Origin of the sequence: Methylobacterium sp. AMS5, assembly GCF_001542815.1 — a bacterium.
In the GTDB taxonomy this organism is placed as follows: Bacteria; Pseudomonadota; Alphaproteobacteria; order Rhizobiales; family Beijerinckiaceae; genus Methylobacterium.
Map to the genome: position 1 here is coordinate 245,809 of NZ_CP006992.1, position 12,403 is coordinate 258,211.

Sequence of the window (12,403 nt, forward strand, 5' to 3'; positions counted from 1 at the left end):
GCCCGGTCACCGTCGGCTTTCGCCCTGGCGACGAAAGCGCGGTGGGAGTTTCGTGAGAGACGCTGAGGATTTTCCATGCTCGCCTACATCCTGCGCCGCATCGCGCTGATGATCCCGACGATCTTCGGGATCATGCTCATCACCTTCGCCATCATCCAGTTCGCCCCCGGCGGCCCGGTGGAGCGGGTGCTGGCGCAGCTCCAGGGCCAGCAGGAAGGCTCGCTCTCGCGCATCACCGGCGGCCAGGGTGACCTCGGCGGCGGCGCGGCCCGCAGCGGCGGCGAGAGTTCGAAGTACCGCGGCGCGCAGGGGCTCGACCCGGCCTTCATCAAGAAGCTCGAGGCGCAGTTCGGCTTCGACAAGCCGGCCTACGAACGCTTCGGTAAGATGCTGTGGGACTATCTCCGTTTCGATTTCGGCCGCAGCTACTTCCGTGACGTCTCGGTGCTGGATCTGATCAAGGAGAAGCTCCCGGTCTCGATCTCCCTCGGCCTGTGGATGACGCTGATCTCCTACGCGATCTCGATTCCGCTCGGCATCCGCAAGGCGGTGGCCGACGGCTCGCGCTTCGACGTCTGGACCTCGGCGGTCGTCATCGTCGGCTACGCGATCCCGAGCTTCCTGTTCGGCATCCTCCTCGTGATCCTGTTCGCGGGCGGCTCGTTCCTCCAGATCTTCCCGCTGCGCGGCCTCACCTCCGAGAATTTCGAGTCCCTGAGCCTCTGGGGCAAGGCTCTGGACTATGCGTGGCACCTCGTGCTGCCGCTCTCCGCCCTGGTGCTCGGCGCCTTCGCCACCTCGACCCTGCTGACCAAGAACTCGTTCCTCGACGAGATCCGCAAGCAATACGTCGTCACCGCCCGCATGAAAGGCGTGAGCGAGCGGCGCGTCCTCTACGGCCACGTCTTCCGCAACGCGATGCTGATCGTCATCGCGGGCTTTCCCGGTGCCTTCATCACCGCCTTCTTCACCGGCTCGCTGCTGATCGAGACGATCTTTTCGCTGGACGGCCTTGGGCTCCTGTCCTTCTCCTCCATCGTCGGCCGCGACTATCCGGTGGTGTTCGCCACGCTCTACATCTTCTCCCTGCTCGGTCTGGCGGTGAATCTACTCTCCGACCTCACCTACACCTGGATCGATCCGCGCATCGACTTCTCGGCTCGGGGCGCCTGACGCTCACCTCTGTTTGCCGACTGCGCAGCCGGCTGCTATCGGCGCGCATTCGCCGCCGGACGCCGCCCGTGACCGCCCTCCCCCTCGTCATCCGACCCGAGCATCCGGACGACGCCGCGGCGATCGAGCGGCTGCATGCCCGCGCCTTCGGCCCCGGCCGCTTCGCCCGCACCGCCTACCGCCTGCGCGAGGGCGTCGCGCCCCTGCCCGATCTCTGCCTGACGGCGCTCGTCGGCACCTATCTCGTCGGCTCGGTGCGGATCGGCCCGGCCGAGGCGCAAGGCGGATCGCTCCTCGTGCTCGGGCCGCTCACCGTCGATCCGAGCTTTTCCGATCGCGGCATCGGCACGAGCCTGATGCAGGCGAGCCTTGATGCCGCCCGCGCCGCCGGACACGGCCTCGTCGTCCTCGTCGGCGACGCACCCTATTACCGCCGCTTCGGCTTCCTGCCGGTGCCCGCGGGCCGGCTCGCTCTGCCGGGGCCGGTCGATCCCGCGCGCTTCCTCTGGCTTGAACTCAAGGACGGGGCGAGCGCCGGCCTCTCCGGCCCAATCCGGCCGAAACGCCGATAGCCGGCTTCATGCGGGCGCCTCCGCGCAGCGTTCCACGGTCGAGGCACCGCTTGACCGTGAGAGATCAGGATCGGACACCGGGGCAAACGCCGAGATAACGGGAAACGCCCGCCGTGCCGAGCACCGACGACCGCCAGCCGCCGCCCCGCTTCAACGCGGCCCGCTCTTGCCTCGCGGAGAATGCCCGGCTGCGCGGCAGCAAGACGGCGCTCGTCATGGTGGGCGACGGCGGCACGGTCAGCCGACTCACCTATGCGCAAGCCGACCGGGCGGTGCGCGGCATTGCGGCGGGGCTGCTCGGCCTCGGGCTGAAGGCTGGCGACCGGGTGATGATCCGCATGGGCAACGAGGCCGACTACGTGCTGGTCTATTTCGGTGCGCTCGCCGCCGGCCTCATCGCCCTCCCCTCCTCGCCGCAACTAACGGCCGACGAAGCCGCCTTCCTGATGGAGAATGCCGGCGTCGCCGCCGTGATGACCGGTCAAGGCCTTTCGGATTCCAGTGGTGACGCGGACTGTCTCCGACTCGACACCGAGACGATCGCGGCGATGAAGGCCGGCGAGCCGCTCGCCGACTATGCCGATACCGCCGCCGACGATCCGGCGACCCTCGTCTACACCTCCGGCACCACGAGCCGTCCCAAGGGCGTGCTCCACGCTCACCGCGCCATCTGGGGCCGCCGGCCGATGCACGCGCATTGGCTCGGCCTCACCGAAGCCGACGTGATGCTGCATGCCGGCACCATGAACTGGACCTACACGCTCGGCGTCGGCATCACCGACCCCTGGGCCTGTGGCGCCACGACGGTGCTCTATCACGGCCCACGCGACCGTGGGATCTGGCCTCGCCTGATCGCCGAGCAGGGCGCGACGATCTTCGCGGCGGTGCCGAGCGTCTACCGCCAGATCCTGAAATACGCCGACCTCTCCCAGCATGACCTGTCCCGCCTGCGCCACGGCGTCACCGCGGGCGAGGCCCTGTCGGCCGACCTCCTCGATGCCTGGACGGAGGCCACGGGCAAGCCGCTCTACGAGGCGCTCGGCATGAGCGAGATCTCGACCTACGTGTCGAGCGGCCCGACCATCCCCGTTCGCCCCGGTTCGCCCGGCCGGCCGCAACCGGGACGCCGCGTCGCGATCCTGCCCGTCGATGGACCGCCCGAACCGTTGCCGCCGGGCGAGACCGGCCTGCTGGCGATCCACCGTTCCGACCCCGGCCTGATGCTCGGCTACTGGCAGCGACCGGAGGAAGAGGCGGCGGTGATGCGCGGCGCGTGGTTTGCCGGCGGCGACCTCGCGAGCCTCGACACCGACGGCTATCTCTGGTTCCACGGGCGCAACGACGACTTGATGAACGCCATGGGCTACCGCGTCTCGCCCGTCGAGGTGGAAGGCGTGCTGGCGGGCCATCCCGACATCGCCGAGGTCGGCGTGACGGAGCTTTCCGTCCGCGTGGACCTCCGGGTCATTGCCGCCTTCGTGGTTCTGCGCCCCGGCGCCGAGCCCGACGCGGAGGGACTGATGGCGTGGTGCGGCGAACGTCTGGCTGCCTACAAGGCACCGCGCGCGGTCCGCTTCGTCGAGGCGCTGCCCCGCACCGCCAACGGCAAGGTTCAACGCAAGCGGCTGGCGGAGGCTGTCGCATAGCCGCGCTTGTTCGCGCCGAATCGCGCCGGTACAGCGAAGGCCCCGCGCGCTTCGAGACCCATGGCCCCGCTCCCGATCTCCGTCTTCATCATCGTCAAGAACGAGGCCGACCGCCTCGGTGCGACCCTCGCGGCGGTGCGCGCATTGGCCGACGACATCGTGGTGGTCGATTCCGGCTCGACCGACGGCACCCAGGCGCTCGCCGCCTCGCTCGGCGCCCGCGTGATCCACAACGACTGGCCGGGCTACGGCCGGCAGAAGCGCTTCGCGGAAGAGCAGTGCCGCCACGACTGGGTGCTCAACCTCGATGCCGACGAAGTGGTGCCGCCCGACCTCGCCGAGCAGATCCGCGCCGTCTTCGCCCAAGGCGCGCCGACGCACGCCGCATGGACCATCGCCATCGCCGAGGTTTTCCCGGGCGAGACACGCCCCCACCCCTGGGCCTACGTGCTGACCCCGGTGCGGCTCTACCGGCGCGACTTGAGCACCTACTCCACTTCACCGGTCCACGACCGGGTCGTGCTCGGCCCCGGCGTCACCACCGGGCGGATCAAAGGGCGCATCCACCATTTCTCGGTGCGCTCGCTGGGCGACCAGCTTGCCAAGCTGAACCGCTATTCGGACCAGCAGGCCGACGACCTCGACGCCCGCGGCGTCACGATCCCGGCCTGGCGCCTCTACGTCGAGCTGCCCGGCAACTTCCTGAAGGCCTATTTCGGCCGACGCCACTTCGTGCGCGGCGCCTACGGCTTCCTCACGGCCATGAACTACGCGATCTCGCGCCACCTGCGCGTCGCCAAGCATTACGAGCGCCGTGTCACAACTCCGCGCCGACCGGGTTGACCCGTCCCGCCGGAGCTTCTACAGCCAAGCGCAGTGGAGACGTGGCCGAGAGGCTGAAGGCACTCGTTTGCTAAATGAGCATACCCCTAATAAGGGTATCGAGGGTTCGAATCCCTCCGTCTCCGCCACCTGCCTTTTTCACTTTCTCAACAGTCACAAGCACTTAGCGGTCATTCATTGACCGATCGTGCCCTATTTGGGTACTAAATCGTCCAACATTTCGTCCAACACAGGACGCCTTCGTGGGCGACATCACCCGGCGCCCCCTCCCCCGACCTCCTCACCGCCCGGCAGGGCGTGTGGCACTCCTCCCGGCACGTGCCGGCCGCGTTCGCTGAGGTCACCCGCGCGGCGTCATCCGGCAATCGACCAAGATCCGGGTTATCGAAGCCCCCCGGAAGGTCCGCACCCGGGGCGCCGCGCAGAAAATCAACGACGAGCCGGAGACGTTCTGGCACGCCCCCGTTTCATAAGTTTTGAGCGAGGCGTCTGACGAGGATCGTGGCGGCGGCCAAGACGAAGAAGGCGAGAGCGGAGGACGGGGTTGCCTCGTAGTCAAAGGCGAGCCTGCGGCATCGAGCGATCCAGCCGAAGGTTGGTTCGATCACCCAGCGGCGGGGCTGCCCGGCGACGCCCTTTTGGCCTTTGTCAGGCCTGACGATCTCGACAGTGATGGCTGTAGCCGCGCCGACGCGCTCGCCCTGTTTGATCGGCAAAGCCGTGGGCCAGGAACGGCCAGAGCCGACAGGACGCCCGCAGCAGCGCAACCCCACTGTGGCTGTCGTGCCGACCAGCCGTCGAGAGGGTCGCGAGGAGCAGACGGCCGTCCGTATCGGTGAGCGCGTGGCGCTTGCGGCCGACGACGCGCCGGGCCGGATCGTAGCCGCGCTCGTCCTTGACGCCGACGCCGCCCGAGCGCGCCGCCCGCGCATCGAGGATGCCGCCGGTCGGGCTGGCCTCGCGCCCAGCGCGCTCGCGGTCGGCCAGGGTCGGGGCATGGGCCAGACGCTCGAACACGGCCGCCCTTCGACAGGCGCAGGAACCAGCGGTGAACGGTGGGCCAGGGCGGGAAATCCAGCGGCAGATGCCGCCAAGCGCAGCCGGTGCGCAGGACGGAACGGATGCCGTCCACGATCGACCGAAGCGGCCAGCGCCAGGGACGACCGGTGCGGGAGGGGGCGGGCAGCAGCGGGGCGATGAGCGCCCACTCCGCGTTTGTCGGGCTGCTTGCATAGGGCAGGTTCTCGCGCGCAAACTCGGCACGCGCGGCGGGTGTCCACATCGACGATCCGGGGCGAGCGTCAGATACTTCCTCAACGCTGACGGTGCTCGCCGCTCCCCCAAACGACCTTCCGACGCCCGTTAGGAAACGGGGTCTAACGTCGAAGGTGGCCAGTAGGGATGCATATGTGACAAGTACTTGCGCAAAGCCTCAATGTTGGTCAGATGGATGCGTAAATTTCATTATACACGGAATTAATATTTGAATTTATTGGCTAAATTGATTGCAAAATATCTACGATTCATTGTGTTGAATGCTATAAACATACAATTCGATAGAATGAAGCGGTTTTTATGCAAGTTTGCGGCCTCGATTTTGATGTGAAAACTTGAGCCTTTTAGCCAAAAAATCCGATGAATATCGATGAATATATTTTTTTAGAGCTTGAAATCCGTATTTTCATTACCAAATATCGTATTGTGAAAGATCCATACCATCAAATTTGAGGATCGATCTATGGTCATGAACTTGTTCAACCCCCCAGATTTCACCGGTATGGTTAAGCCGGCAAATCAGAATAAGATGATTTCCCGCTGCATCAGCGGAAGGCCAGAGGAAAGATCCAAGCCCGAATCGCATCGGCCGGACATTTCCAGTTCCGCTTGGTATCATGATGCGGCTGTCCAAGAAGACCTCGGTCGGAATTTCCGCACGAAACAGTAGCGCAATATGTGCTGGGCCAGCAGTTACATCCATTGATTTTCTGCTAAGGTCATAAATGAAAAACTATAAAGTCATGGAGTAGGCAATGACACTCCCCAGACTAACTGGCTTAGAGTACTACTGGTTCGGAAAGAGCCAATCGATTATATCGGCTTTCTCGCATTACCGAAACATGGAGCTTGATCCAGCTGTCGCCGATGTCGTTCTTGCGATAAAAAATGATGCTAAATCCTGTTATACGGGTCCTCAATCGTTGCGGCGGCTTGCTGAGCGCTTAGATAACGAAGCAGCTGACGCCACTTTCATGGAAGCCCTATCGACGCTTGACGACGGAAAGCATGAAGAAACCAGCCGTCGCGTCGAGGCGATACGCTGCCTTTCATCCCGTTTCCTTGCGACGGCCGATGAACTCCAGGCAGCGAAAGAGCAGCCTGTGATTTGATGCGGTGTCGATCCTGCCCATTGCTACGGTAGTCGCGCTTCAGCGCCCTCATGAAATCGGATGTGATGACCAGCTTTGGTAAGCGGCAACTGCTGAAATATCTCGGCACGATACGTGGGCGAGGGAAGCTGACGATCGGGGATGGTCAGCCCGGCGTCGGCGTCGTCACCTATGAGATCGATAGCTATCTGGACCGAGAGGCATACTCTGCAAATGGCCAGATCGAGGGCAATACTGCGCTTCTGATGCACGCTTTCGAAACTGGCGGCGCACGAATATTTTTGCCTAGCGGCCAATCTGTCGGAGTCGTACTCGCCAATCCAAACGGCAGTTCAACAGCCGAGGTCGTGATCCAAGGCCGGATCCCGATTTGATTCGTCCTAAATTTTGAATATTTACGAAGCGCGTGCTGTGTTTTTGAAATCAGCGCGAGCAATAGCCTTTCCTATCTCATGCCTTGTATCAGTATTTTTTGCGACCAGCTGTCGGGCTCGTGCGGAACTGCTCGTAGCAAAGGTCGAGGCTGCTCAGTTCGAAGCCTAGAGCGTGTTATGAACTGATAGGCAGGATTGGCGTTGTGGATCATGCCTTCTGATCGCCGCTCCTATCCGTCCGACGTGTCTGATGAAGAATGGGCACTGGTAGCGCCCTACCTCGCGCTGCTGCGGGAGGACTCAGCTCAGCGCGACCACGAGTTGCGCGAGGTGTTTAACGGGCTGCGCTACATCGTGAAGACGGGGGCGCCCTGGCGGTTCATGCCGCACGATCTGCCGCCTTGGGCGGCCGTGTATCAGCAGACGCAGCGTTGGCTGTCGGCCGACAGTTTCGCGGACGTGGCCGGCGACCTGCGGGCGGTGCTGCGGATGGCGGCGGAGCGGGAGCCGGAGCCCTCGGCGGTGATCCTCGATAGCCGGACGCTGCGCTCCTCGCCCGAGAGCGGCGAGCGGGCCGGCTATGACGGGGCCAAGCGCAAGCGGGGTGCGAAGCTGCATCTGGCCGTTGACACGCCGGGCCATGTCGTGGCGCTGCACGTGACGCCCGCCGATGTCGACGACCGGGCCGAGGTCGGCCGGCTGGCCGCCGAGGTGCAGGCGGAGACGGGCGACAGCGTCGAGTTGGCCTTTGTCGACCAGGGCTATTCCGGGCCTAAGAGTCCGTCCGCTAAGTCATGATGCTCGCCCGAGCCTTCGGACGAGGATCATGACGGCGGCGGCGTAGAGGAAGGCCTGGGCCGAGGCGAGGGTCGCTTCCGGGTCCTTCCAGAGGCGTCGGTTGCGGCTGATCCATCCGAAGAAGCGTTCCACCACCCATCGGCGTGGATGCACGGCGAAGCCGACCTGATCCTTCGGTTTGCGCACGATGTCGATGGTGATGACGGTGGCGGTCGCGGGTCTGTCGCCGGCATAGCCTGCATCGGCGAAAGCTCTGACGATGAACGGGAAGGTCCGCCGCGACAGGCGCAGCACCGGTCCAGCCCCATCGCGATCCTGAATGTCGGCGGTCTGCGGATCGAGCACGAGGGCGCGCCCGTCCGTGTCGACCAGGGCCTGACGCTTGCGGCCCTTGACCTTCTTTCCAGCGTCGTAGCCGCGCGGGCCGCCGCTCTCGGTGGTCTTCACGCTCTGGCTGTCGAGCACGGCCGCCGTCGGCGAGGCCTCGCGACCGGCCCGCTCCCGGTCGGCCATGACCAGGGCGTGGTTGATCCGCCCGAACAATCCCTCGTCCCGCCAGCGGCTGAAGTAGCCGAACGTCGTGCTGCGCGGAGGGAGATCCTTTGGGATCAACCGCCATGCGATGCCGCCGCGCAGCACGTAGAAGATCGCGTTCAGGACCTCCCGCATCGTCCAGACAGGCGGACGACCACGCGAGGCGGGCTCTGGCATCATGGGCGCGATCACCGCCCATTCCGTATCCGTCAGGTCGGTTTCGTATCGAAGGCGCGCACGGTTATGCTGCCGGCGAGTGGTCGGGGTCCACATGGCACGTCCAGATGAGGCTTCAGCACCCTTCTGGAATCACCGCCATTCCGGCCACTCAACCCCTGCCGGACGTTATCGGACGGGCTCTAAGCCCGCCGCCGCCGCGAGCGCGCACGGCATCGACTTGGAAGTGGTGAAGGCGCCTGAGGCCAAGCGCGGCTTTGTCCTGCTGCCGCGCCGATGGGTGGTGGAGCGCTCGTTTGCCTGGGCCACCCGCTGTCGGCGGCTGGTCAAAGATTACGAGCGCTACGCCAGCACGTTGGCTGGCCTGCACATGGTCGCCTTCGTCTGCCTCATGCTCCGACAAGCTGAAAAGCTTATGACAAGTGCATAACAGGCTCTAGAAGATCAGCAATATGAAGGTACGGGTTGACAGGGTCAACGTTTGGCGGAAGCCCGCGGACGTCGCTGGGATCGAAGATGAAAGTCGTCGGTGGCAGTATCTGCATTGGCTGCTGATGGCAGTCTTGCTTCGCGTGAAGTTCAATGATAAATCAAATTTGCTAATATCTTCTAGAGATCTTTCATAAATTTCAGTTTTTCCATTTTGTCTAGCAAGTTCTTTAATGACGTCGATGTGCTCCCTTCGATTAGGGCGCGATGACGGCGACATTTGTATGACATGATGAATTCACGTCAGGCTGGTAGACATCGCAGCCCGGCTCACGAGCCGATGACATCGGTGCGCGATCCGCGCCTTCCATCAAGACATCCACCGTGCTGCAGTGCCGATCGAAGGCGGACCGGACGTACCGCCGCAGCCACGGCAATGGGTCGGGCGGCATCGGCGATCAACGCGTGTGTTGGGCAGCTTGAGGAGGCGACCGTGCATAAACGCGAAGGCTCTGAGACCGAGGTCGCCACCGACGCACTCCTGCGGAGCATCGTCGAAACCGAGCGCGTCGGCTCAACCTTCCTAGCCGTGTGCGATGGAGGAGTGCTTACGACATGGCAGGTGCCCGGGAGGGCACAGCTCGGGCCGGATCTCAGCTATTGCGGCCCAGACCCAACCGGAGATGCCTACTGGAAAGAACTCCTTCTTATTGGCGAACGCATTCACGCAGCCGGCGGTCTCGATGCACTGGATGAAGCCAATATGCATATTGTGCAAATGGATCCGCAGCATTCAGACTGGCGCGCTATGGTGCTGGAGAGCGTGTGGTTTGATATCGGGCGCGGGTCTTAGGGAGGGAACTTTTTTGACGTCCATGCGACGACACAGGATCCTGGCAAACAAGCGCTGCCAGAGGCCGCGCTGAGCTCACCTGTTGTCGCGGTTGCAGATCGTGTTGTGTGGGCCGTGAGCTGAAGGGGTATCCTGCCAACGGCTCCGACCTTCAGCACGTGCAGGATGCCACTGATGACCCGCCTGTCGTCGACCCGAGGTTTAGCCGTGAGGCAGGTGTGGCTCAATCCGCGCCCAAGCCCTATGCGGGAGCCAGAACAGCCGTGCCATCGCGGTCCTCCTGTGCGGGAAACCCCATACGCAGGAAGAAAACACAAGAGACGGCAATTGGTTGTATAAGTTCCCCACCTAGACCTCCGGCAGGGACCGGTGGGCGCGCTGGGCAGCGGCGAACAGTGAGGCGACCGCACAGGAGGCGAGACGCGTGAGCCGAGAGTCGGCCCGGCTCGTCAGGATGATCGGGACCCGAGCCCCGAGCACGATCCCGGCCGCGTCCGCACGGGCCAGGAAGGTCAAGCTCTTGGCCAGCATGTTGCCGGCTTCCAAATCGGGGACCACGAGAACGTTGGCTTGGCCGGCCACCGGTGAGTGGATCTTCTTGATCCGAGCCGCTTCGAGGTCGATGGCATTATCGAGGGCAAGAGGGCCGTCGAGGATGCCGCCGGTGATCTGACCCCGGTCGGCCATCTTACACAGGGCCGCGGCATCGAGGGTCGAGGGCATCTTCGCGTTGACGCTCTCCGTGGCCGACAGGATGGCGACCCGCACCGACTCGACGCCAAGGGCTTGCGCGAGGTCGATGGCGTTCTGCGTGATGTCGCGCTTTTCCCCCAGAGAGGGCGCGATGTTGACCGCGGCGTCCGTAATGATCAGGGGCGTCGCATGGCCCGGCACGTCTACGGGGATGCTCGCTCTGTAGAGAACCGGGCCAACACCGGCAGAGGTCCGCAAGTCGACCACCCCGGACGCGCTGATCAGCTTCATCGACCGCAGGCCCTACAAGACGCTCAAGCGGCATCTAACTAAGAGCCTGTCCGAGTCATTCCCTCGACGGCGGATCCGGCGGCCGATTTAGTTGGCTCTTGGCCAAGGTGTTTCGCGCGTGGGATGTCGATCAGGGCTGGCTGCTGCCGCCCTCACTGGACGAGTTCGTGCCACCCGGACATATGGCGCACTTCGTACGCGATACAGCGCGGGAGGCGCTCGAGCTCTCGGCCATTCTCGAAACCTGCACAGAGGAGCGCGGCTACCCGCCCTACCATCCCGGCATGATGGTGGCGCTCCTGCTCGACGGCTACAGCCGCGGCCTGTCCTGCTCGCGCCAGCTCGCCCGCGCCTGTGACGAGCGGGTCGATGTCATGGCGGTGATCGGCCTGAACCGGCCCGACTTCCGCACCATAGCCGACTTCCGCGAACGCCACCTCGTGGCCCTGTCGGACCTGTTCGTGCAGGTGCTGCGCCTGTGTCCGGCGGCTGGTCTCGTCGAGTTCGCCACGTGGCGGTGGATGGCACCACGCTGAAGGCGAACGCCTCCCGCCACAAAGCGATGCGCTACGGACGGATGATGACGGCCGAGCCGGCCCTGGCCGGCGAGGCGGACGCTTGGCTGGAGCGCGCACGAGGCTGACGCGGCCGAAGATCAGGCTGACGGTGCCAGCCGTCGGGGCGACGAGACGCCGGACTGGATGGCCGACAAGCCGCGGCGGCTGGAAGCGATCCGCGCCGCCAAGGCCGCGCTGGAGGCGGAGGCTGCAGATCCGCCCGATCCCGAGGACGAGAGCGGGCCGGGCGCCTCGTCGGGGATGCGTTGGCAGGGGCGGCCACTGCGCAGCAAAGACGGCGCTCCGCCCGACCGGGCGAGCGCAACTTCACCGAACCTGACATCCGGATTCTGCCCACGCGCGACGGCTTCGTGCAGGCTATAACGGTCAGATCGCGGTCGACGCAGCCCATCAGATCATCGTCGTGCATCGGCTCGTGACCACCTCTGCCGACTACCGCGTCCTCGTGCCGCTTGTGGACGAGATCCGCACTCATCTTGGGCGCAAGCCGCGGGAAGTCTCCGGCGATGCCGGCTTTGCCAACGAGGCGAACCTCGCCGCGCTGAAGGAGCGGAGGATCACGGACTAGCTTGCTCCGGGCCGGGGGCATCATGGCGCAGCAGACGCGGCCGCCCGCCTGAAGCGGGCTGGGCGCAGCAGTCGGTACCGTCTCAGAAAGCAGGGGAGCGAGCCGGTGGTCGGACAGATCAAGCAGGCCCGAGGCTTCCGGCCGCTTCTGATGAGAGGGCCCGATCAGGTCCGGGGCGAGTGGGCGATGGTGCGTGGCTGGCGCGCCGCCAGCGCTTGCGCCGCCCGCCTCGCCGGCGCGGTCGTGCCTGGATCTCCTCCATCCGGTCGAGGCCAACGGCGTGTCCCTGGGCATGTCCGAGGCCGCGGTCGCGCGCCTACGCGGCCGAGGCTGGCACTTCGACACCTTCATCGGCGGCGGGGTCCGGCTGATGTTCATCCGGGACACCGGCGTCGACACCATGGACGCCCTGGGGGCTGACCTGCGTCGCCCCGTCGCCCAAGCAACAGCTTGACTCGGTTTCGACCCTCTCAGGCCTTGGAGAACA

Annotated in this window: 9 protein-coding genes, 1 tRNA gene and 7 pseudogenes; 13 read left to right on the forward strand and 4 right to left on the reverse strand. The window is 64.8% G+C overall.

Annotated elements, in window-relative coordinates; genetic code table 11:
* The first annotated feature begins 75 nt into the window (after positions 1-75).
* The 5 genes from Y590_RS01130 to Y590_RS01150 all read left to right on the forward strand — a co-directional run bounded on the left by Y590_RS01130 (position 76) and on the right by Y590_RS01150 (position 4,362).
* Positions 76-1,173: a microcin C ABC transporter permease YejB gene (locus Y590_RS01130; RefSeq protein WP_060768283.1), complete on the forward strand. Its 1,098-nt coding sequence runs from the start codon at positions 76-78 to the stop codon at positions 1,171-1,173.
* Positions 1,174-1,241: 68 nt separating this feature from the next.
* Positions 1,242-1,745 (forward strand): GNAT family N-acetyltransferase, encoded by a 504-nt coding sequence (locus tag Y590_RS01135; RefSeq protein ID WP_060768284.1) that lies wholly within the window; start codon positions 1,242-1,244, stop codon positions 1,743-1,745.
* A gap of 113 nt (positions 1,746-1,858) precedes the next feature.
* Positions 1,859-3,391, forward strand: a complete 1,533-nt coding sequence (locus Y590_RS01140; protein WP_060768285.1) for a class I adenylate-forming enzyme family protein — start codon at positions 1,859-1,861, stop codon at positions 3,389-3,391.
* Between the two features lie 60 nt (positions 3,392-3,451).
* Positions 3,452-4,234 carry a glycosyltransferase family 2 protein gene (locus tag Y590_RS01145; protein ID WP_060768286.1) on the forward strand — a complete coding sequence of 261 codons (783 nt, stop codon included), beginning with the start codon at positions 3,452-3,454 and terminating at the stop codon, positions 4,232-4,234.
* Between the two features lie 35 nt (positions 4,235-4,269).
* A tRNA-Ser gene (locus tag Y590_RS01150) sits at positions 4,270-4,362 on the forward strand.
* Positions 4,363-4,701: 339 nt separating this feature from the next.
* Here Y590_RS01150 and Y590_RS01155 read toward each other — a convergent pair.
* Positions 4,702-5,516 (reverse strand): annotated as a pseudogene (locus Y590_RS01155) (IS5 family transposase).
* Between the two features lie 748 nt (positions 5,517-6,264).
* Between Y590_RS01155 and Y590_RS26170 the strand changes: the two are divergent.
* From Y590_RS26170 to Y590_RS01160, 3 genes and pseudogenes are all read left to right on the forward strand, one after another.
* On the forward strand, positions 6,265-6,621 hold the full coding sequence (locus Y590_RS26170) for a hypothetical protein (protein WP_135298212.1): 357 nt from the start codon (positions 6,265-6,267) through the stop codon (positions 6,619-6,621).
* A 65-nt stretch (positions 6,622-6,686) separates the two neighbouring features.
* On the forward strand, positions 6,687-6,995 hold the full coding sequence (locus tag Y590_RS26175; protein ID WP_144439903.1) for a hypothetical protein: 309 nt from the start codon (positions 6,687-6,689) through the stop codon (positions 6,993-6,995).
* A gap of 210 nt (positions 6,996-7,205) precedes the next feature.
* Positions 7,206-7,790 (forward strand): annotated as a pseudogene (locus tag Y590_RS01160) (IS5 family transposase); the annotation flags it as partial.
* Here the strand turns inward: Y590_RS01160 and Y590_RS01165 are convergent.
* Complete coding sequence (locus Y590_RS01165; protein ID WP_060768287.1) at positions 7,788-8,600, reverse strand: IS5 family transposase; 813 nt, start codon at positions 8,598-8,600, stop codon at positions 7,788-7,790. The pseudogene Y590_RS01160 and the gene Y590_RS01165 overlap by 3 nt on opposite strands.
* A gap of 79 nt (positions 8,601-8,679) precedes the next feature.
* On the opposite strand from Y590_RS01165, the pseudogene Y590_RS01170 reads away from it, so the two are divergent.
* Together Y590_RS01170 and Y590_RS01175 are read left to right on the forward strand one after the other, a co-directional pair.
* Positions 8,680-8,934, forward strand: a pseudogene (locus Y590_RS01170) (transposase); the annotation flags it as partial.
* 492 nt (positions 8,935-9,426) lie between these two features.
* Positions 9,427-9,786: a hypothetical protein gene (locus tag Y590_RS01175; protein ID WP_144439904.1), complete on the forward strand. Its 360-nt coding sequence runs from the start codon at positions 9,427-9,429 to the stop codon at positions 9,784-9,786.
* Positions 9,787-9,864: 78 nt separating this feature from the next.
* On the opposite strand, the pseudogene Y590_RS26910 reads toward Y590_RS01175, so the two are convergent.
* Positions 9,865-10,056, reverse strand: a pseudogene (locus Y590_RS26910) (transposase); the annotation flags it as partial.
* 78 nt (positions 10,057-10,134) lie between these two features.
* Positions 10,135-10,686: pseudogene (locus tag Y590_RS01180) on the reverse strand (bifunctional enoyl-CoA hydratase/phosphate acetyltransferase); the annotation flags it as partial.
* Positions 10,687-10,714: 28 nt separating this feature from the next.
* Between Y590_RS01180 and Y590_RS26185 the strand changes: the two are divergent.
* From Y590_RS26185 to Y590_RS26860, 3 genes and pseudogenes are all read left to right on the forward strand, one after another.
* Positions 10,715-10,816: pseudogene (locus Y590_RS26185) on the forward strand (MucR family transcriptional regulator); the annotation flags it as partial.
* A gap of 52 nt (positions 10,817-10,868) precedes the next feature.
* Positions 10,869-12,108: pseudogene (locus Y590_RS01185) on the forward strand (transposase); the annotation flags it as partial.
* 1 nt (position 12,109) lies between these two features.
* Complete coding sequence (locus Y590_RS26860; RefSeq protein WP_135298215.1) at positions 12,110-12,370, forward strand: hypothetical protein; 261 nt, start codon at positions 12,110-12,112, stop codon at positions 12,368-12,370.
* Positions 12,371-12,403 lie beyond the last annotated feature (33 nt).